This window comes from Citrobacter sp. wls711 (assembly GCF_005281055.1).
GTDB lineage: Bacteria > Pseudomonadota > Gammaproteobacteria > Enterobacterales > Enterobacteriaceae > Citrobacter > Citrobacter gillenii.
The window spans coordinates 137,000-157,139 of sequence record NZ_SZXC01000060.1; the positions used below are offsets into that span (position 1 = coordinate 137,000).

Annotated in this window: 18 protein-coding genes; 13 read left to right on the forward strand and 5 right to left on the reverse strand. The window is 51.4% G+C overall.

Going from position 1 to position 20,140, the window contains the following annotated elements; translation table 11 throughout:
• Positions 1 to 63: 63 nt before the first annotated feature.
• The 9 genes from FDW98_RS18650 (at position 64) to FDW98_RS18690 (ending at position 14,626) form a co-directional block, all read left to right on the forward strand.
• Entirely contained in the window at positions 64 to 3,933 is a 3,870-nt protein-coding gene (locus FDW98_RS18650) for a DNA translocase FtsK 4TM domain-containing protein (RefSeq protein ID WP_096757695.1), read from the forward strand.
• Positions 3,934 to 4,044: 111 nt separating this feature from the next.
• A complete protein-coding gene (gene lolA, locus FDW98_RS18655) occupies positions 4,045 to 4,656 on the forward strand; it encodes an outer membrane lipoprotein chaperone LolA (protein ID WP_096757694.1) in 612 nt (203 codons plus the stop codon).
• A gap of 10 nt (positions 4,657 to 4,666) precedes the next feature.
• On the forward strand, positions 4,667 to 6,010 hold the full coding sequence (gene rarA, locus FDW98_RS18660) for a replication-associated recombination protein RarA (protein WP_096757693.1): 1,344 nt from the start codon (positions 4,667 to 4,669) through the stop codon (positions 6,008 to 6,010).
• 92 nt (positions 6,011 to 6,102) lie between these two features.
• Positions 6,103 to 7,395: a serine--tRNA ligase gene (serS, locus tag FDW98_RS18665; RefSeq protein WP_096757692.1), complete on the forward strand. Its 1,293-nt coding sequence runs from the start codon at positions 6,103 to 6,105 to the stop codon at positions 7,393 to 7,395.
• A gap of 229 nt (positions 7,396 to 7,624) precedes the next feature.
• Positions 7,625 to 10,069, forward strand: coding sequence for a dimethylsulfoxide reductase subunit A (dmsA, locus tag FDW98_RS18670; protein ID WP_096757691.1), 2,445 nt, complete (start codon positions 7,625 to 7,627; stop codon positions 10,067 to 10,069).
• Between the two features lie 10 nt (positions 10,070 to 10,079).
• Entirely contained in the window at positions 10,080 to 10,697 is a 618-nt protein-coding gene (gene dmsB, locus FDW98_RS18675; RefSeq protein WP_096757690.1) for a dimethylsulfoxide reductase iron-sulfur subunit DmsB, read from the forward strand.
• 1 nt (position 10,698) lies between these two features.
• Complete coding sequence (locus FDW98_RS18680; RefSeq protein WP_096757689.1) at positions 10,699 to 11,562, forward strand: dimethyl sulfoxide reductase anchor subunit family protein; 864 nt, start codon at positions 10,699 to 10,701, stop codon at positions 11,560 to 11,562.
• 280 nt (positions 11,563 to 11,842) lie between these two features.
• The gene (locus FDW98_RS18685; RefSeq protein ID WP_096757688.1) at positions 11,843 to 12,991 is read left to right on the forward strand and encodes an MFS transporter; all 1,149 of its coding nucleotides are present in this window, start codon (positions 11,843 to 11,845) and stop codon (positions 12,989 to 12,991) included.
• Between the two features lie 213 nt (positions 12,992 to 13,204).
• A complete protein-coding gene (locus FDW98_RS18690; protein ID WP_096757687.1) occupies positions 13,205 to 14,626 on the forward strand; it encodes an APC family permease in 1,422 nt (473 codons plus the stop codon).
• A 48-nt stretch (positions 14,627 to 14,674) separates the two neighbouring features.
• Here the strand turns inward: FDW98_RS18690 and FDW98_RS18695 are convergent, their stop codons facing one another.
• The 4 genes from FDW98_RS18695 to FDW98_RS18710 form a co-directional block, all read right to left on the reverse strand.
• Positions 14,675 to 15,466: a hypothetical protein gene (locus FDW98_RS18695; RefSeq protein ID WP_170975223.1), complete on the reverse strand. Its 792-nt coding sequence runs from the start codon at positions 15,464 to 15,466 to the stop codon at positions 14,675 to 14,677.
• A 97-nt stretch (positions 15,467 to 15,563) separates the two neighbouring features.
• Positions 15,564 to 16,361 (reverse strand): pyruvate formate lyase 1-activating protein, encoded by a 798-nt coding sequence (gene pflA, locus FDW98_RS18700; RefSeq protein ID WP_137398899.1) that lies wholly within the window; start codon positions 16,359 to 16,361, stop codon positions 15,564 to 15,566.
• 31 nt (positions 16,362 to 16,392) lie between these two features.
• Entirely contained in the window at positions 16,393 to 17,388 is a 996-nt protein-coding gene (locus FDW98_RS18705) for a tyrosine-type recombinase/integrase (RefSeq protein WP_137398900.1), read from the reverse strand.
• A gap of 142 nt (positions 17,389 to 17,530) precedes the next feature.
• Entirely contained in the window at positions 17,531 to 17,842 is a 312-nt protein-coding gene (locus FDW98_RS18710) for a helix-turn-helix transcriptional regulator (protein WP_137398901.1), read from the reverse strand.
• A 135-nt stretch (positions 17,843 to 17,977) separates the two neighbouring features.
• Here FDW98_RS18710 and FDW98_RS18715 point away from each other — a divergent pair, with 135 nt between their 5' ends.
• Positions 17,978 to 18,307: a Cox family DNA-binding protein gene (locus FDW98_RS18715; RefSeq protein WP_305764146.1), complete on the forward strand. Its 330-nt coding sequence runs from the start codon at positions 17,978 to 17,980 to the stop codon at positions 18,305 to 18,307.
• A 44-nt stretch (positions 18,308 to 18,351) separates the two neighbouring features.
• A complete protein-coding gene (locus FDW98_RS18720) occupies positions 18,352 to 18,762 on the forward strand; it encodes a hypothetical protein (RefSeq protein ID WP_137398903.1) in 411 nt (136 codons plus the stop codon).
• On the opposite strand, the gene FDW98_RS18725 is transcribed toward FDW98_RS18720, so the two are convergent.
• On the reverse strand, positions 18,759 to 18,947 hold the full coding sequence (locus FDW98_RS18725) for a hypothetical protein (protein ID WP_137398904.1): 189 nt from the start codon (positions 18,945 to 18,947) through the stop codon (positions 18,759 to 18,761). The two genes, FDW98_RS18720 and FDW98_RS18725, sit on opposite strands and share 4 nt — an antisense overlap.
• A gap of 267 nt (positions 18,948 to 19,214) precedes the next feature.
• Here FDW98_RS18725 and FDW98_RS18730 point away from each other — a divergent pair, with 267 nt between their 5' ends.
• Complete coding sequence (locus tag FDW98_RS18730) at positions 19,215 to 19,715, forward strand: hypothetical protein (protein WP_046493317.1); 501 nt, start codon at positions 19,215 to 19,217, stop codon at positions 19,713 to 19,715.
• Positions 19,716 to 19,778: 63 nt separating this feature from the next.
• A complete protein-coding gene (locus tag FDW98_RS18735; RefSeq protein WP_137398905.1) occupies positions 19,779 to 20,111 on the forward strand; it encodes a hypothetical protein in 333 nt (110 codons plus the stop codon).
• The last annotated feature ends 29 nt before the right edge of the window (positions 20,112 to 20,140 follow it).

Below are 20,140 nucleotides of genomic sequence, written 5' to 3' on the forward strand. Positions count from 1 at the left end.
AACCCGGTGCTGTTGTCCGTTTTAGCATCGGGCAGGAAAAGCCTGAAACCTGGAGAGCCGTTTTTGAGCCAGGAATACACTGAAGACAAAGACGTCACATTGACGAAGTTAAGCAGCGGGCGCCGACTTCTGGAAGCGCTACTGATCCTTATTGCCCTTTTTGCCGTCTGGTTGATGGCTGCCTTACTCAGCTTTAACCCTTCGGATCCCAGCTGGTCGCAAACCGCGTGGCACGAGCCAATCCACAATCTTGGGGGAATACCCGGAGCATGGTTGGCGGACACGCTGTTCTTTATTTTTGGCATCATGGCCTACACCCTACCTGTGATCATCGTTGGGGGCTGTTGGTTTACCTGGCGACATCAGGCCAGTGACGAGTACGTTGACTATTTCGCCGTATCGCTGCGCATCATTGGCGTTCTGGCGCTCATTCTCACCTCTTGCGGACTGGCGGCAATCAATGCCGATGATATCTGGTATTTCGCGTCTGGCGGCGTGATTGGCAGTCTGCTCAGTACCACGCTACAACCTCTGCTGCATAGCAGCGGGGGAACACTCACACTATTGTGCATCTGGGCGGCAGGTCTGACGTTGTTTACCGGTTGGTCATGGGTGAGCATTGCGGAAAAACTGGGCGGCTGGTTACTCAATATCCTGACCTTTGCCAGTAACCGCACTCGCCGTGACGATACCTGGGTCGATGACGAAGAATATGAAGACGATGAAGAGTCCGTCGACATCGCCGAAGGAAAACCGCATGAATCACGCCGGGCGCGTATTCTTCGTGGGGCATTAGCACGTCGTAAGCGGCTGGCCGAGAAGTTTACCAATCCGCTTGGTCGTCATACCGATGCTGCGCTGTTCTCCGGTAAACGGATGGATGACGAAGATGAAATTGAATACAGCGCCCGTGGTGTTGCCGCCGATCCGAATGATGTTCTGTTCTCGGGTAATCGCGCGACGCTGCCTGAATATGATGAGTTCGACCCGCTGCTAAGTGGTCACTCGGTGACTGAGCCTGTGACAGCCGCCGCCGCAGCCACGGCGACCGCGCAGGCCTGGAGTGCGCCAGCCGATCCTTTAATGCAAGCTCCGCTGGTTTCCGGTGGCGTTCCTGTTCAGCCTGCACAATATACTCAACCGACGGCACAGCCTTATGAGCCGTGGCAGCAGCCCGCACCGGTTGAGCCTCAGCCGCAATATGCTGTGCCGCCCGTTGTCGAACCTCAATACCAACAGCCGGTAGCTCCGCAGCCGCAAATGCAGCCGCAGTGGCAGTCGCCTGTTCCAGAACAAAGCTGGCAGCAACAGCCGGTACAGCAGCCGGTTCCTTCACCGGATCCTGTTTATCACCCGCAGCCGGCTTACCAGCAGGAATCCACATTCCAGCAGCCTGCGTCTCAGCAGCCGCCTGCTTTCGTGCAGGAGCCTGTTGTTGAGCAACCGCCGGTTGTCGAGCCTGAACCGGTTGTGGAAGAGACGAAACCGGCGCGTCCGCCACTCTATTACTTTGAAGAGGTGGAAGAAAAGCGCGCGCGTGAGCGTGAACAGCTCGCGGCCTGGTATCAGCCCATTCCTGAACCACTGCAGGAACCTGAGCGAATTAAACCGTCAATGCCATCAATGCCAACTGCCGCATCTATACCGCCGGTTGAATCCGTCGCGCCGCTGGCTGCCGGAGTGAAAAACGCCGCAATGGGCGCTGGGGCCGCCGCTGTTGCTGCACCTGTGTTTAGCCTGGCGGGTAGCGGTGCGCCGCGTCCACAGGTGAAAGAAGGCATTGGTCCGCAGTTGCCGCGTCCAAATCGCGTCCGTGTGCCAACGCGTCGTGAGCTGGCTTCATATGGTATCAAACTACCGTCGCAACGTATGGCCGAAGAGAAAGCGCGAGAAGAGCAGCTTGATACGGATTATACCGACGATGAAATTGAAGCGATGCAACAGGATGAGCTGGCGCGTCAGTTCGCCCAGTCGCAGCAGCATCGTTATGGTGAAGAGTATCAGGACAATACGCATCAGATTGAGGACGAAGAGTCTGCAGCAGAAGCGGAGTTGGCCCGTCAGTTTGCCTCTTCCCAGCAGCAGCGCTATTCCGGCGAACAGCCTGCGGGCGCTAATCCGTTCTCGTTAGATGACTTTGCCTTCTCGCCGATGAAAGCACTGGTGGATGATGGCCCGCATGAGCCGCTGTTTACCCCAAGCGTTATGCCTGAACCGGAGCCTGTGCCGCAGCAGCATTATCAGCAGTCGCCACAACCTGTTGCGCCGCAGCAGCATTATCAGCAACCGTCACAGCCTGTGCCGCAGCAGCATTATCAGCAGCCGCCACAGCCTGTTGCACCGCAGCAGCATTATCAGCAACCGTCACAGCCTGTTACACCGCAGCCGCAGGATAGCCTGATCCATCCATTATTGATGCGCAATGGCGACAGCCGTCCTGTTCAGCGTCCAACCACGCTGCTGCCATCGCTGGATCTGCTCACCCCGCCACCGAGTGAAGTTGAGCCGGTGGACACCTTCGCGCTGGAGCAAATGGCGCGACTGGTGGAAGCGCGCTTAGCAGACTTCCGTATTAAGGCTGATGTGGTGAACTATTCACCGGGCCCGGTGATAACCCGTTTTGAGCTGAATTTGGCTCCGGGTGTTAAGGCTGCACGGATTTCTAACCTCTCCCGAGACCTGGCGCGTTCACTGTCAACCGCTGCGGTTCGTGTGGTGGAGGTTATCCCAGGTAAACCGTATGTTGGGTTGGAATTACCGAACAAAAAACGGCAGACCGTCTACCTGCGCGAAGTGCTGGATAACGCGAAATTCCGTGATAATCCTTCTCCGCTGACTGTAGTGCTCGGTAAAGATATTGCCGGCGAACCGGTTACGGCTGATTTGGCGAAGATGCCGCATCTGCTGGTGGCGGGTACCACGGGTTCCGGTAAGTCTGTTGGGGTCAATGCTATGATCCTCAGCATGCTGTATAAGGCACAGCCGGAAGATGTGCGATTCATTATGATCGACCCAAAAATGCTCGAGTTGTCGGTTTATGAGGGCATTCCGCATCTGTTGACGGAAGTGGTTACAGATATGAAGGATGCTGCCAACGCGTTGCGCTGGAGCGTCAATGAAATGGAACGCCGCTACAAACTGATGTCAGCGCTGGGCGTGCGTAATCTGGCGGGTTACAACGAGAAGATCGCAGAGGCGGATCGTATGGGACGCCCGATCCCGGACCCGTACTGGAAACCGGGCGATAGCATGGATGTTACCCATCCGGTGCTGAAAAAAGAGCCTTATATCGTTGTCCTGGTCGATGAATTTGCTGACCTGATGATGACCGTCGGTAAAAAGGTGGAAGAACTGATCGCTCGTTTGGCGCAAAAAGCGCGTGCGGCGGGGATCCACCTGGTGCTGGCGACCCAGCGTCCGTCGGTTGATGTGATTACCGGGCTTATCAAAGCCAACATCCCGACCCGTATTGCCTTTACCGTGTCGAGTAAAATTGATTCGCGTACCATCCTTGATCAGTCAGGTGCTGAATCACTGTTAGGGATGGGGGATATGCTTTATTCCGCACCAAACTCGACAATTCCGGTGCGTGTACACGGTGCCTTTGTGCGTGATGAAGAAGTTCATGCCGTTGTTCAAGACTGGAAAGCGCGCGGCCGTCCGCAATACGTTGAGGGCATCACTTCTGATAGCGAAAGCGAAGGCGGCGGCGGTGGTTTTGACAATGGGGAAGAACTGGATCCGCTGTTTGATCAGGCGGTGAATTTTGTTACCCAAAAACGCAAAGCCTCCATCTCCGGCGTCCAGCGTCAGTTCCGCATCGGTTACAACCGCGCGGCACGTATCATCGAGCAGATGGAAGCGCAGGGGATTGTCAGTGAGCAAGGGCATAATGGTAATCGTGAAGTGCTGGCGCCGCCGCCCTTCGATTGATTGCAAAGTTAAGTAATTCAGTATTTTCTACTTTCCTCATGCTGATTTTTGGCCTGGAATGGATAGCAGAGGGATCTCCCCGTCGGGAGTGACGAATTTTGAGGAATAACGATGAAAAAGATCGCAATCACCTGTGCATTACTGTCGAGCTTTGTGGTGAGCAGCGTCTGGGCTGACGCCGCCAGTGACCTGAAAAGCCGTCTGGATAAAGTCAGTAGCTTCCATGCCAGCTTTACTCAGAAGGTGACCGATGGTAGCGGCGCAGCGGTACAGGAAGGTCAGGGTGATCTGTGGGTTAAACGTCCGAACCTGTTTAACTGGCATATGACACAGCCTGATGAAAGCATTCTGGTCTCCGACGGTAAAACGCTGTGGTTCTTTAATCCGTTTGTCGAACAGGCCACGGCAACCTGGCTGAAAGATGCCACGGGTAATACGCCGTTTATGCTGATTGCGCGCAACCAGTCCAGCGACTGGCAGCAGTACAACATCAAGCAAAACGGTGATGACTTCGTGTTGACTCCGAAAACCAGCAGCGGCAATCTGAAGCAGTTCACCATCAATGTGGGACGCGACGGCACTATCCATCAGTTTAGCGCCGTCGAGCAGGACGATCAGCGCAGTAGCTATCAGCTGAAATCTCAGCAGAATGGCGCAATCGAACCATCCAAATTCACCTTTACCCCTCCGCAGGGTGTCACGGTAGACGATCAACGTAAGTAGAGGCGTGTGAGTGGGTAATCTGTCGCTCGATTTTTCTGATAATACCTTTCAGCCGCTGGCCGCGCGTATGCGGCCAGAAAATTTAGCGCAGTATATCGGCCAGCAGCATTTGCTGGCTGCAGGTAAGCCCTTGCCACGCGCCATCGAGGCCGGGCACCTGCACTCCATGATCTTATGGGGCCCTCCTGGCACGGGTAAAACGACTCTTGCTGAGGTGATCGCCCGCTACGCGAACGCAGATGTTGAACGCATTTCGGCCGTCACCTCGGGTGTGAAAGAAATTCGTGAAGCGATTGAACGTGCGCGTCAGAATCGTAACGCCGGTCGGCGCACTATATTGTTTGTGGATGAAGTCCACCGCTTTAATAAAAGTCAGCAGGACGCCTTTCTCCCGCATATTGAAGATGGCACCATTACGTTTATAGGCGCCACGACTGAAAACCCCTCGTTTGAACTGAACTCGGCATTACTGTCGCGTGCGCGCGTCTATCTGCTTAAATCGCTCACTACCGACGATATCGAGCAGGTGCTTGATCAGGCGATGGCGGACAAAGCGCGAGGCTACGGCGGCCAGGATATTGTTCTGCCGAATGAAACCCGTCGGGCCATTGCCGAGCTGGTGAATGGCGATGCGCGTCGGGCACTAAATACGCTGGAAATGATGGCCGATATGGCGGAAGTCGACGCCAGCGGAAAACGCGTTTTACAACCCACATTGCTGACAGAGATTGCCGGAGAGCGTAGCGCACGCTTTGATAATAAAGGCGATCGTTTTTACGATCTTATCTCGGCATTACATAAATCAGTACGCGGAAGCGCGCCGGATGCGGCCCTCTACTGGTACGCACGCATCATTACGGCTGGGGGCGATCCGCTGTATGTTGCACGCCGCTGTCTGGCGATCGCTTCTGAAGACGTGGGTAATGCCGATCCCCGAGCCATGCAGGTGGCGATTTCGGCATGGGATTGTTTCACCCGCGTTGGACCTGCGGAAGGTGAGCGGGCGATTGCCCAGGCGATTGTTTATTTGGCCTGCGCGCCGAAGAGTAACGCGGTGTATACCGCCTATAAAGCGGCGTTGGCAGATGCACGCGATCGTCCGGATTACGACGTACCCGTGCATTTGCGTAATGCACCGACGAAGTTAATGAAAGAAATGGGCTACGGCCAGGAATATCGCTACGCGCACGACGAGCCGAATGCGTATGCTGCCGGTGAAGAGTACTTCCCGCAGGAACTGGCACAAACACGCTATTATCGCCCGACAAACAGAGGTCTTGAGGGTAAGATTGGCGAAAAGCTCGCCTGGCTTGCCGGACAGGATCAAAATAGCCCTATAAAACGCTACCGTTAGCGCGATCGTTGCGGTAATGTTGGCAATGTATCCCTGTGACTGCAGGCTGTGGTCACTTTCTCCCATTTTAATTCGATAAGCACAGGATAAGCATGCTCGATCCCAATCTGCTGCGTAATGAGCCAGACGCAGTCGCTGAAAAACTGGCAAGCCGGGGCTTTAAGCTGGACGTAGATAAGCTGCGCGCTCTTGAAGAGCGTCGTAAAGTTCTGCAGGTACAAACTGAAAATCTGCAGGCAGAGCGTAACTCTCGATCGAAATCCATTGGCCAGGCAAAAGCGCGCGGGGAAGATATCGAGTCTTTACGTCTGGAAGTGAACAAACTGGGCGAAGAGCTGGATGCCGCGAAAGCTGAACTTGATACCTTGCAGGCTGAGATTCGCGATATTGCGCTGACCATTCCTAACCTGCCAGCGGACGAAGTCCCGGTCGGTAAAGATGAAAATGACAACATCGAAGTCAGCCGCTGGGGCACGCCGCGTGAGTTTGATTTTGACGTTCGCGATCACGTTACGTTGGGCGAAATGCACGCGGGGCTCGATTTTGCCGCCGCTGTTAAGCTGACCGGCTCGCGTTTCGTGGTCATGAAAGGGCAGATTGCGCGTATGCACCGTGCGCTGTCCCAGTTCATGCTGGATCTGCATACTGAACAGCATGGCTACAGTGAAAACTACGTTCCGTATCTGGTTAACCATGACACGCTGTACGGTACGGGTCAGTTGCCGAAATTTGCCGGCGATCTGTTCCATACCCGTCCGCTGGACGAAGAAGCCGACAGCAGCAACTATGCGCTGATCCCAACGGCAGAAGTTCCGCTGACCAACCTGGTGCGCGATGAGATCATTGACGAAGATGCGCTGCCAATCAAAATGACTGCGCATACCCCATGCTTCCGTTCAGAAGCGGGCTCTTATGGTCGTGACACCCGTGGTCTGATCCGTATGCACCAGTTCGATAAAGTTGAGATGGTGCAGATCGTTCGTCCTGAAGATTCGATGGATGCGCTGGAAGAAATGACCGGTCATGCCGAGAAAGTCCTTCAGTTACTGGGTCTGCCGTACCGTAAGATCATTCTGTGTACCGGTGACATGGGCTTCGGCGCATGCAAGACCTACGATCTGGAAGTGTGGATCCCGGCGCAAAATACCTACCGTGAAATCTCTTCCTGCTCCAACGTGTGGGATTTCCAGGCGCGTCGCATGCAGGCACGTTGCCGCAGCAAGTCCGACAAGAAGACTCGTTTGGTGCATACGCTGAACGGCTCTGGTCTGGCGGTTGGTCGTACGCTGGTTGCCGTAATGGAAAACTACCAGCAGGCCGATGGCCGCATTCAGGTTCCGGAAGTACTCCGTCCGTATATGAATGGCCTGGAATACATCGGATAAGTTAGCTTTCCCTGCTAAAAAAGCGCCTGCGGGCGCTTTTTTTATGCCTGCTTGACGTCGAACAATAACCCTTACCCCATTAGTGGTAATACTACCTTCGAATGAAAGTCAGTATTTATCTCTGTCTTTACGCAAATTCACTATTTATCAGTCTGTATAACGATAATATCGATATATAAGTATCTATACAGCGTTTGTTTATTTATTGTGAGCAGCAGAGTGAGCCACTATGAAAACTAAGATCCCCGATGCCGTGCTGGCAGCTGAGGTGAGTCGTCGCGGTTTGGTCAAAACGACGGCGATAGGCGGGCTGGCGATGGCCAGCAGCGCGTTTACCCTGCCATTTACCCGTATTGCCAATGCTGCAGAAGCCATTAATCCGGCGCAGATCAATGAGAAAGTGATCTGGAGCGCCTGTACGGTGAACTGCGGTAGCCGCTGTCCGCTGCGTATGCACGTGGTGGACGGTGAAATCAAATATGTTGAAACCGACAACACCGGCGATGACAATTATGACGGCCTGCACCAGGTTAGAGCCTGCCTGCGCGGCCGCTCTATGCGCCGTCGTGTCTATAATCCGGATCGGCTGAAATACCCAATGAAGCGCGTGGGTAAGCGCGGTGAAGGTAAGTTTGAGCGCATCAGTTGGGATGAGGCCTATGACATCATCGCCACCAACATGCAGCGCCTGATCAAAGACTACGGCAACGAGTCTATCTACCTGAACTACGGCACCGGTACGCTGGGTGGAACCATGACACGCTCATGGCCACCGGGTAAAACGCTGGTCGCTCGTCTGATGAACTGCTGTGGTGGTTATCTGAACCACTACGGGGATTACTCTTCTGCACAAATCGCGGCTGGTTTGAACTATACCTACGGCGGCTGGGCGGACGGTAACAGTCCGTCTGATATCGAAAACAGTAAACTGGTTGTTCTGTTTGGTAATAACCCTGGTGAAACCCGCATGAGTGGTGGCGGGGTGACGTATTACCTTGAACAGGCACGGCAGAAATCCAATGCGCGAATGATTATTATCGATCCGCGCTACACGGACACCGGTGCGGGTCGTGAAGATGAATGGATCCCGATTCGTCCGGGCACCGATGCGGCACTGGTCAATGGCCTGGCGTACGTGTTGATTACCGAAAATATGGTTGATCAACCGTTCCTCGATAAATACTGCGTGGGGTATGACGAGAAAACTCTCCCGGCGAGCGCACCAAAGAATGGCCATTATAAGGCTTACATTTTAGGTCAGGGTAAAGACGGTATCGCGAAGACCCCGGAATGGGCCGCGCAGATAACCGGTATTCCTGTGGAACGCATTGTTAAGCTGGCACGTGAAATTGGCAGCGCCAAACCTGCCTACATCAGTCAGGGTTGGGGACCACAGCGTCACGCCAACGGTGAAATTGCCACCCGTGCTATTTCTATGCTGGCTATCCTGACCGGTAACGTCGGTATTAATGGTGGCAACAGCGGTGCGCGTGAAGGCTCTTACGATCTGCCGTTTGAACGTATGCCGACGCTGGAAAACCCGGTTGAAACCAGTATCTCGATGTTTATGTGGACGGACGCCATTGAGCGCGGTCCGGAAATGACGGCACTGCGTGACGGTGTTCGCGGTAAAGATAAGCTTGATGTGCCCATTAAGATGATCTGGAACTATGCTGGTAACTGTCTGATTAACCAGCACTCTGATATCAACCGCACGCATGAAATCCTGCAGGATGATAAGAAGTGCGAGATGATTGTCGTCATTGATTGCCACATGACGTCCTCGGCGAAATACGCGGATATTTTGCTGCCAGACTGCACAGCGTCTGAACAAATGGACTTCGCGCTGGATGCCTCCTGCGGGAATATGTCGTATGTGATTTTCACCGATCAGGCCATCAAACCGCGCTTTGAATGCAAGACCATCTATCAAATGACCAGCGAACTGGCGAAGCGCCTTGGCGTTGAGCAGCAGTTTACGGAAGGCCGTACTCAGGAAGAGTGGATGCGTCATTTGTATGAACAGTCGCGCAAAGCGATACCTGAACTGCCTACGTTTGAAGAGTTCCGCAAGCAGGGGATCTTTAAACAGCGCGATCCAGAAGGACATCATGTGGCGTACAAAGCGTTCCGTGAGGATCCTCAAGCCAACCCGCTCACAACGCCATCGGGCAAAATTGAAATTTATTCTCAGGCGCTGGCAGACATTGCGGCTACATGGGAATTGCCTGAAGACGATGTGATCGACCCATTGCCAGTTTACGCCCCGGGCTTTGAAAGTTTAAGCGATCCGCTGGCGGATAAATTCCCGCTGCAGTTGACGGGCTTCCACTACAAATCTCGCGTTCACTCGACCTATGGCAACGTGGATGTACTGAAAGCGTCCTGCCGCCAGGAAATGTGGATCAACCCACTGGACGCGCAACGACGCGGTATTAGCAACGGCGACAAGGTACGCATCTTTAACGAGCGTGGCGAGGTGCATATCGAGGCAAAAGTGACGCCGCGTATGATGCCGGGCGTGGTAGCGCTAGGTGAGGGAGCCTGGTATGACCCGGATATGAAACGTGTGGATCAGGGCGGCTGCATCAACGTGCTGACGACCCAGCGTCCTTCTCCGCTCGCGAAGGGGAACCCGTCACATACGAACCTTGTTCAGGTTGAAAAGGTGTAAGGAGTAACCGATGACAACCCAGTATGGATTTTTTATTGATTCCAGCCGTTGCACCGGTTGCAAAACCTGCGAACTGGCCTGCAAAGACTACAAAGATTTAACCCCGGATGTCAGCTTCCGTCGTATTTACGAATACGCCGGTGGCGACTGGCAAGAAGACAACGGCGTTTGGCACCAGAACGTCTTTGCCTATTACCTGTCCATTGCGTGTAACCATTGTGAAGACCCAGCGTGTACCAAGGTGTGTCCGAGTGGCGCGATGCACAAGCGTGAAGACGGTTTTGTGGTCGTCGATGAGGATGTGTGCATTGGCTGTCGTTATTGCCATATGGCCTGTCCTTACGGCGCGCCACAGTACAATGCGGCCAAAGGGCATATGACCAAGTGTGATGGCTGCCACGACCGTGTGGCCGAGGGCAAAAAGCCGATTTGCGTCGAATCTTGTCCATTGCGCGCGCTGGATTTTGGTCCGATTGATGAACTGCGCAAAAAACACGGTGAGCTGGCGGCGGTTGCGCCACTACCGGGCGCACATTTCACCAAACCCAGTATTGTAATCAAACCTAATGCCAATAGCCGCCCGACCGGGGATACCACGGGTTATCTGGCTAATCCGAAGGAGGTGTAAGATGGGAAGTGGATGGCATGAGTGGCCGCTGATGATCTTCACGGTCTTCGGGCAGTGCGTGGTTGGCGGCTTTATTGTTCTGGCGCTGGCATTGATGAAAGGGGGCTTACGTCCCGACGCACAGCAGCGCGTCGTTGCCTGTATGTTGGGCCTGTGGGTGTTAATGGGCATCGGCTTTATTGCCTCCATGCTGCACCTGGGATCGCCGATGCGTGCTTTTAACTCCCTTAACCGCATCGGTGCCTCTGCACTGAGTAACGAAATTGCCAGCGGTTCGCTGTTCTTCGCGGTGGGCGGTATCGGCTGGCTGATGGCGACATTGAAAAAAATGCCGTCTGCGTTACGTACTCTGTGGCTAATCGTCACTATGGTACTGGGCGTGGTTTTCGTCTGGATGATGGTGCGGGTGTATAACACCATTGATACGATCCCAACCTGGTACAGCCTCTGGACGCCGCTGGGCTTCTTCCTGACGCTGTTTTTGGGTGGGCCGCTGTTAGGCTATCTGCTGCTGCGCGTGGCTGGAGTAGACGGCTGGGCAATGCGCCTGCTGCCGGCGATTTCCATATTTGCGCTGGTGGTGAGTGCTATCATGGCGGTGATGCAGGGCGCTGAACTGGCGACTATTCACAGTTCTGTTCAGCAGGCATCTGCATTGGTACCGGACTACGGCTCGCTGATGGCGTGGCGTATTGCGGCACTGGCTTTGGCGCTGTGCTGCTGGGTTGTGCCGCAGGTTAAAGGCTACCAACCGGCCGTACCGTTACTGTCAGTGGCGTTTATTTTGCTGCTTGTCGGTGAACTGATCGGGCGCGGTGTGTTCTACGGTCTGCATATGACCGTGGGCATGGCGGTTGCCAGCTGACCTAAAGAATGCCGAATGGCGCAGCTAACGGCGCCATTCGGCAAATAAAAAATGCGATACATCCATGAAATATTTCGACTGAACGAAACGCGATAATTTTGTTTTAGATCAATTAAAACAAACAGATGTGTTTTCCTCTTTTTTATCCATTCATATTAAGAATCAGTAATACGAATCGATCGTCATGAAAGCGCCTCAGGCCCCTGATTGCGCCGATTGACAATGTTTTTGGCAGTGGCATGATGCGCATGAAATTTGAACTTCCTCACGGTTTTTATTCATGTCTACCTATACCCGACCCGTTATGCTATTGCTGTGCGGGCTACTGCTGCTGACCCTGGCGATCGCCGTGTTAAACACGCTCGTCCCGCTTTGGCTCGCCCATGAAAATCTCCCGACCTGGCAGGTGGGTGTGGTCAGTTCGTCTTATTTCACCGGTAATCTGGTGGGGACGTTGCTGACCGGGTATTTAATCAGACATCTTGGCTTCAACCGCAGCTATTACATTGCCTCGTTTATCTTCGCCGTGGGGTGTATTGGGCTGGGTGTGATGGTGGGATTCTGGAGCTGGATGACCTGGCGTTTTATCGCCGGTGTCGGCTGTGCCATGATTTGGGTGGTGGTGGAAAGCGCGCTGATGTGCAGCGGGACCTCTCGCAACCGCGGACGCTTACTGGCTGCCTATATGATGGTCTATTACGTGGGAACGTTTTTAGGGCAGCTGTTAGTCAGTAAAGTCTCGACAGATCTCATGAGCGTTTTGCCGTGGGTTACTGGCACGATTCTGGCAGGCGTATTACCACTGCTCTTTACCCGCATTATGAATCAGCAAAGCGAGGAACAACATTCGACGCCGATAGCATCGATGTTGAGACTTCGTCAGGCGCGACTGGGCGTGAATGGCTGCATTATCTCCGGTATTGTGCTGGGCTCGTTGTATGGCTTGATGCCGCTGTACCTTAATCATCAGGGGGCCAGTAACGCCAGCATTGGTTTCTGGATGGCGGTGATGGTCAGCGCTGGTATTCTGGGACAATGGCCGATTGGTCGTCTGGCGGATAAATTAGGTCGCCTGCTGGTTTTACGCGTTCAGGTCTTTGTGGTGATCCTCGGTAGCATTGCGATGCTGAATCAGGCGGCAATGGCCCCGGCGTTGTTCATGTTAGGTGCGGCCGGTTTTACGCTCTATCCAGTGGCAATGGCCTGGGCCTGCGAAAAAGTGGAACATCATCAACTGGTTGCCATGAACCAGGCATTGTTATTAAGCTATACCGTGGGGAGCCTGCTGGGGCCGTCATTTACCGCGATGCTGATGCAGAACTTCTCAGATAGCCTGTTGTTTATCATGATCGCCAGCGTGTCGTTTATTTATTTACTGATGCTGCTGCGTAAAACAGGACACAAGCCCAATTCCGTGGCACATATCTGAGGCTATTTAACGATTACGGTGGGTTTCCATTCATATAAATTATGTATGTTTGGTGAGAATCCACCGTATTTAATTCCCCCTCATCTTTACTGAAAAATAAACTGTGCAGAAGGTTATAGTTTTACATTCTGCCATTTCCGGCCGTTCATTTTACCGCGCATAATCCCTCGCCTCATTTATTGATATTTAAAATAACCCCACGAAGGATCGCGTATGGCCGGTGCACAGGAAAAACAGTTGCGATGGTACAACATCGCCTTGATGTCGTTTATTACCGTTTGGGGGTTTGGCAACGTTGTAAACAACTATGCTAATCAGGGATTAGTCGTTGTCTCCTCCTGGATTTTTATTTTTGCGCTCTATTTTATCCCTTACGCACTGATCGTCGGGCAGCTTGGCTCCACGTTTAAAGAGGGGAAAGGTGGCGTCAGTACCTGGATTAAACACACCATGGGTCCGGGGCTGGCTTACCTTGCCGCATGGACTTACTGGGTCGTGCATATTCCTTACCTGGCGCAGAAACCGCAAGCTATCCTGATTGCCCTGGGCTGGGCGCTGAAGGGGGATGGGTCACTCATTAAAGAATACACCGTCGTGGCGTTACAGGGGCTGACGCTGGCGCTGTTTGTCTTCTTCATGTGGGTTGCATCCCGTGGGATGAAGTCACTGAAAATTGTGGGTTCCGTGGCGGGAATTGCGATGTTTGTGATGTCGATTCTGTATGTCGTGATGGCGGTAACCGCGCCGGCAATTACGGATGTTGAGATCGCTACCACCAACATCACCTGGGAATCGTTCATTCCGCATATTGATTTTACCTATATCACGACGATTTCGATGCTGGTCTTCGCGGTGGGTGGCGCGGAAAAAATTTCACCTTACGTTAACCAGACCCGCAATCCAGGCAAAGAATTCCCGAAAGGGATGTTGATTCTGGCGATTATGGTGGCGGTATGTGCAATTCTCGGCTCGCTGGCAATGGGGATGATGTTTGACTCCCGGCATATTCCCGATGATTTAATGACCAATGGTCAATATTATGCTTTCCAGAAACTGGGCGAGTATTACGGGATGGGTAACACGCTGATGGTCATTTATGCGGTTGCCAACACGCTGGGGCAGATTGCTGCGTTGGTCTTTTCTATCGATGCGCCGCTTAAAGTCCTGCTGGGTGATGCGGACAGTCGATATATCCCTGCGCGTTTGTGCCGTACGAATGCGTCCGGTACACCGGTGAACGGTTATATATTGACGTTAGTATTAGTCGCGATTCTGATTATGTTGCCGACGCTGGGTATTGGTGACATGAATAATTTGTATAAATGGTTGCTGAATCTCAACTCAGTTGTTATGCCATTGCGTTATTTATGGGTGTTCGTGGCATTTATTGCCGTTATTCGGCTGGCGCAGAAATATAAGTCAGAATATGTCTTTATTCGCAACAAAACGCTGGCATTAACCGTCGGAGGATGGTGTTTTGCCTTCACTGCATTTGCTTGCGTCACCGGGATTTTTCCAAAAATGGAAGCCTTTACCCCGGAGTGGACTTTCCAGCTGACGCTGAACATTGTGACGCCGTTTGTACTGGTCGGATTGGGCTTAATTTTCCCGCTGCTGGCGAGAAGAAAGAGTTAAACGAGCGATAATAAGAAGGAGATAGCCAGGCTATCTCCTTCTGGCGGCTCAGGACAGCGGGGCAAGTTCGTCGGGAATGGTATACTGGTGACCGTCATAGCGCAGTAACCAGTTGGCTTTACCCGGTTTATCTTTCGCTGCGCATTGCTCATTGGCATCAACATAGCTCGTGGATGTCACGCTTTTCTCGGTTACCCGAATATCAACATACCCATTCTGCGTACCGGCATCGAGCGCCAGGCTGCGTTTACTGTCGCTGAAGGTTCCCTCGCAGTTGCCATCCCATTCTCCGCTGCTATTTTCCAGCACGATACCGTTTAGTATTGGCCGGAGCTGATTATTGTCGATGACATACAGCGAAAGTGCCGTTTCACTAAATGGATTTACCCGAGAACTGCCGGTGCGGGAGATACGCAAGCCGAATGCGGTCTGTTCAGGCGTAACCTTCCAGCGAGCGGTATCAAGTGCCAGGCCGGTGATACGAATGGCATCGTCGCTCATTCTCTCTGGCAGGCGTAATCGTTGTTTTACGTCGAGCGTGGTGGAATCGAGCACCAGAAGCTCCATATCGCCGACGTTATCGTAATCGCTATACTGCTGTGTCATTAATGGTACAGCGGCCAGCGTCAGCTCAGGGTGCGCTGGCCAGATGCGGCAAATCGCGATTTTGGGTGAATCACTGTGGGTGGTAATGACCCGGTTATCTTGAGTGATGGTGCCTTGCGACGTTGTCCTGGCATCCGGCCAGGCGCGCTGGATGATGGCATTAATATCGCAGTTGCTGGCGGCATTCGCGGCCTGAGCAGACAACAGTAACACTCCTGAGATGAATAACCGCATGACGTCCTTTCCTGTGTTGTGACCCGTTTGCCGAAGAGGTAAGTGCAGATAACAAAACGGCCACCATGTCAGGCAGCCGTTTTACAAGGATGTAAACTCAATACATCACTTTATGACCATACTGTTCCAGGATACCTTTCACGCGATCCATGGTTTCTTTCTTCGGGGGCTTAACGCCATCCAGCTTATATTCTTCGCCCATCGCCACCCATTTGTGTTTACCCAACTCATGGTAAGGCAGTAATTCGATTTTTTCGACGTTGCCCATATCACGGGTAAACTCGCCCAGACGGTGTGCTGAGTCGTCATCGTCAGACCAGCCTGGTACGACGACGTAGCGGATCCACACCTTGATGTCTTTGTTAGACAGATAGCGTGCGAACTCCAGCGTACGATGGTTAGACACACCGACCAGGTTCTGGTGAATTTCGTCGTTCATCTGTTTGAGGTCGAGCATCACCAGATCGGTGACTTCCAGCAGTTCATCAATCACCGGATCGTAGCGGCGGACAAAACCGTTGGTGTCGAGACAGGTATGAATACCTTCTTTTCTACAGGCGCGGAACCAGTCACGAACGAATTCGGCCTGCAGGATAGCCTCACCACCGGATGCCGTTACGCCGCCACCGGAGGCGTTCATAAAGTGGCGATAGGTTACCACTTCTTTCATCAATTCTTCGACTGTGACTTCTTTACCACCGTGCGTATCCCACGTATCACGGTTATGGCAATACAGGCAGCGCATCAGGCAGCCCTGGAAGAAGGTAATAAAGCGGATGCCCGGGCCGTCTACGGTGCCACAGGATTCAAAGGAGTGAATGCGACCAATAACTGACTTGGTAGCCCCCGATGCAGCGGGGTTTTCTGTTGTATTACAGTGATTTAAATTACTCATATCGCTCTAATTCGCTCTAAGTAGCTCTGGTTTATGGACGCATTATGGACATTCCAGACACCGGATTTAGTGTCACTGCATCTTGCAGGAAATCCGGCGCGAAATGTGCGTAGGTCATAGTTTGCTGTATGTTTGAATGACCCAATATGCGCTGCAATGTGATTATGTTACCTCCATTCATTATAAAATGTGTGGCAAATGTGTGCCTCAAAACATGTACGGCCTGTCCATCGGGTAAATCGGGTTTAACCTCTTTTAAGGCGGTACGTACTTTGTAGTAACTGGCGTTAAAGAGCTTGCCTGAGTTTTTCTTCTTGATTCGCTTTATTAGGTCAAGCGAAAGGGGGATTGTCCTGCGCTTCCCGTTTTTGGTTTTCATGAATGTAACCATCTGATTTATGATGTGCTCGGCTTTTAAGTCAGAAACCTCACCCCACCTGCCGCCGGTTGACAAACAAACTAGAACGGCGCTGCGCTCATCGCCATCAAGGCGGGCTAACAGAGCTTCAATTTCCTCGCCTGACAAAAAAGCCATTTCGAAAGAAGCCTCTTTCAACCGCTTGATATCCCTGAACGGATTAGGGCAATTGTATTCCTCAGCATCAATCAGTTTTGTGAATACGCCGCTCATCATTGCCATATGTCGGTTTACACTGGCAGGTTTCAACCCCTCATTCATCATCAACACCCGGTAATCGGTTATCGATTTTTTGGTAAGTTGATCAGCTCTGGTTATACCCATTTCCTCAAACTTTGCGGCTATTGTTGTAAGTCGACCCCTTTCGATATCCCCGCGGGGGTGCATCTTGCCGTGATATATCCACCAACGTTCTAAAAGTTCGGTAATTCTTCTTCGGTCTGCTGGTTTTTCAATCCACTCTTTATTGTGAAAATTAACCAGTACATGGCGTTCAAAGGCTTGCGCCTCGCCCTTTGTGTTAAATTTGCGCCGGATGCGTTTTCCATCTGCACCCTGCGGCCTTATGTCCACTTCATATCGACCGTCATCGAGTTTCTTAATACTCATAAGATTCTCCATGCGGTGTATAAATTCTTCTTTTGTGCCTTTGACGCTATTTTTTGCGGTTTGAGTCTCCTATGATTACGTTGCTTGTCATGTTTGTTAACAAGTAAACAAATTTTGTAATAAACATGCGCATGGTGAATGGTTAACCAGTCTTTTGGTCTGAGTGCTGCGAGGTTGTTACATCTTGCCCAAAGTGTGCGAGCGCCGGAGCTATCTGTCCGGCTTCAGGGTCAGTCTCATCAAACATGAACCAATCGCGATATTTTCGAAATCTTGCTGTTTTGAAAAGTTTCATACCCGCCTCGAAAGACATTTTTACTTTACCCTGCTCATATCCTGCATAAGTGTTGTAGTTAATGCCTGTAAATTCAGCTATTTGCTTTCTAGTCATCCTCTCAGACTCTCTGATGAGAGCGAGTTTTTCTGCTTGAGTTAATTCCGTTGTATTTGACATTGATTGTCTTATCTCGTAATTTGTGTTTCATGTGATGTGTTGTTACAGGCTGTAAGTCACTTTAAGTGGCTCCAGTTGAACAACTCCAAGGCCGAGGATATCAAATTGAATACTAGATCAGAAATTGATGATGAGATCGGACAGGAATTATCAGTTCCGGAAAAAGCCATTCACAAAACCGTGAAGATTGCTGATAAGCCTTCCGATTTGCTTTCAAAAGAAGGTTTTGCTCTGTACATCGGTAAAACACCGCGCGCGGTTGCTGAAATGGCAAAGGCCGGTAAGTTACCCGCTTTCTACATGACAGATCCGCTGAAGCCAGGCGGTAACGCTGAGCTTTGGGTAAACCGTCGTGAGTGGGATAAGTACGCCGCGCAGTTGGTGCAGGATGCTCCGACCGAGTGGCATGACTGGAAAAACCGCATTAGCTACAGCAAATCAGCTCATGGTCGCGCGGTTGCTTAGGGGATAATCATGTACAGTTCAAGGGGTAATAAGTGGAGAGAAAGATGGAAGCATTAAAAGTTGCTTTATTTCGTGGCGAGTTAAACAACGCAACGCCGTCAAATAGTCTTGTTGTTCCACGTAATCAACGCAAGTGGGTTAATAATGAAGAACTAAAAAATGAACCAGTCTTTATTGATGGTGATGATTTGGTTTTTCGCTGTGCTGATAGCTCTGTTGAAATACTTCGCCTTAACTTGGTGCAACTTCTATCTGATGACTACAGCCGCCTGAAAGAAAGAGCTATTGGTCTGAGTGTTGACCATCGACTCGCGCTGTCAATTTGCATGAGAGAAAAGGCGAAAGAGTTAGGAATTAGAGCTATAAGCAAAGATGATTGGGATGACGTTTTTAATGTAATGGTGCGGCCACACCGTTCTGAAAAAGCCACACCATATGAATTAGATAATTGTTAATTAATTTCGAAAAAACCTTTTAGATGGCTTGGCTTTTTTTTATGCGCTAACTCTCGCAGCTTAATAGTCAAATTATCGACTTGGTTTGATTTCTCTGAATCTCCCATTGGGGTTGGCAGAGACTCAATTAATTTTACTGCTTTTTCAAGAGTGGTAATTAACTCATTAATATTTTGACCGTTCACTTTTTACCTCTTCGTGGTTGTTTTGTTTTTGGCGATTCAATCCTACCACAAGACCATGTGCCGGACATGGTTAAAAACCGGCTTAGTTTGAGGAGGATTTATGCAGGAACCCCGTTGCATTGCTCAGTTACTGAGTAGCGAGAGCCCACGCCCGATGTCGTTCAAAATTACTCATGGTAAAGGACGTAAGGGAATCATCATTCGCACTGGTAAGCCGGGATTTATTTCCAAGGTTAAACGCTTCATAAAATCAAGAGGGTTATCGTTATGACGGTTATGACTTTTGCCATAGTGGACAAACAACCTGCTGCCCTTCGCGGCTTGATTGGAAAGTATCTGGCCGCGCCTCGCTGGTCAGATACCTGCGATTTCTATAACCAGATGATGGAGCGCGAGCGCCTGACAATTTGCTTTCATGCTCAGTTAAAACAGCGTCACGCAAATATGCGCCTCGAGGAAATGAACGACGCCGATCGCGAACGTCTGATTAACGCGATTGACGAGCTGCGCAATACCTTCTCTAAATCCCGTCAGATGGGGGCGAGTGCCTCAACGTTCGTCGGGCGAATGACCGTCAGCCAGCGCCGCGCACTATTCATGCATGCCGGGTTAACAGAAAAAGAATTTAATCAGCCCATCTGGCGCACCGATGAGGCGTCATGTTATTGGCGTGAGAAGCTCTTACGCGCACTGCGTGAATTAATTGCGCTATTTGAAAACGCACCAACGATTTTAACATCGGTAAAGCCTGAGCAGTATTTGCATTAATTAAGCCGGGAGTGAATTTAACGCGCTTAACTGCGTGGGGCTTTCTTTTATCTGGAGAATGGAATGAAAGAATTAATAGAGCTTATTTATAAAAGCAATACTTGTGAGGTGTATGATTGCTGGCGCTTTATTAAAAAGCATAAGCAAGCATTTATTTTTAATGTTGATATAAACAAAATTATCTCAGCAGTTTTAGACGAGTTTTTTGCACCAGGCGAAGTTGGTTATCTGTTTTACCTTGCTTCTAAACCTTCTTTTGTGCCCGCCAGTACTACAGCAGTTTCTTTGTCAGCGCGTGATATCAACAAAATCGTCAAGTACGTCTGGCGCGAACAGCAGCGGCGACGTCGTGCCGAGCGTAGCGAATCCGGTTTTGATGATGGTCTCCCTTTCTAACGATGCAGTCATGATTAACGGGGCTTGTT

Excerpts from the sequence above, each read along its gene's own strand:
- FDW98_RS18730 (WP_046493317.1), top strand. The coding sequence starts at position 19,215 with ATGACGGTTATGACTTTTGCCATAGTGGACAAACAACCTGCTGCCCTT.
- serS (WP_096757692.1), top strand. The coding sequence starts at position 6,103 with ATGCTCGATCCCAATCTGCTGCGTAATGAGCCAGACGCAGTCGCTGAA.
- FDW98_RS18720 (WP_137398903.1), top strand. The coding sequence starts at position 18,352 with ATGGAAGCATTAAAAGTTGCTTTATTTCGTGGCGAGTTAAACAACGCA.
- FDW98_RS18705 (WP_137398900.1), bottom strand. The coding sequence starts at position 17,388 with ATGAGTATTAAGAAACTCGATGACGGTCGATATGAAGTGGACATAAGG.
- FDW98_RS18680 (WP_096757689.1), top strand. The coding sequence starts at position 10,699 with ATGGGAAGTGGATGGCATGAGTGGCCGCTGATGATCTTCACGGTCTTC.
- FDW98_RS18695 (WP_170975223.1), bottom strand. The coding sequence starts at position 15,466 with ATGCGGTTATTCATCTCAGGAGTGTTACTGTTGTCTGCTCAGGCCGCG.
- FDW98_RS18685 (WP_096757688.1), top strand. The coding sequence starts at position 11,843 with ATGTCTACCTATACCCGACCCGTTATGCTATTGCTGTGCGGGCTACTG.
- dmsA (WP_096757691.1), top strand. The coding sequence starts at position 7,625 with ATGAAAACTAAGATCCCCGATGCCGTGCTGGCAGCTGAGGTGAGTCGT.
- FDW98_RS18735 (WP_137398905.1), top strand. The coding sequence starts at position 19,779 with ATGAAAGAATTAATAGAGCTTATTTATAAAAGCAATACTTGTGAGGTG.
- pflA (WP_137398899.1), bottom strand. The coding sequence starts at position 16,361 with ATGAGTAATTTAAATCACTGTAATACAACAGAAAACCCCGCTGCATCG.
- FDW98_RS18710 (WP_137398901.1), bottom strand. The coding sequence starts at position 17,842 with ATGTCAAATACAACGGAATTAACTCAAGCAGAAAAACTCGCTCTCATC.
- lolA (WP_096757694.1), top strand. The coding sequence starts at position 4,045 with ATGAAAAAGATCGCAATCACCTGTGCATTACTGTCGAGCTTTGTGGTG.
- FDW98_RS18690 (WP_096757687.1), top strand. The coding sequence starts at position 13,205 with ATGGCCGGTGCACAGGAAAAACAGTTGCGATGGTACAACATCGCCTTG.
- dmsB (WP_096757690.1), top strand. The coding sequence starts at position 10,080 with ATGACAACCCAGTATGGATTTTTTATTGATTCCAGCCGTTGCACCGGT.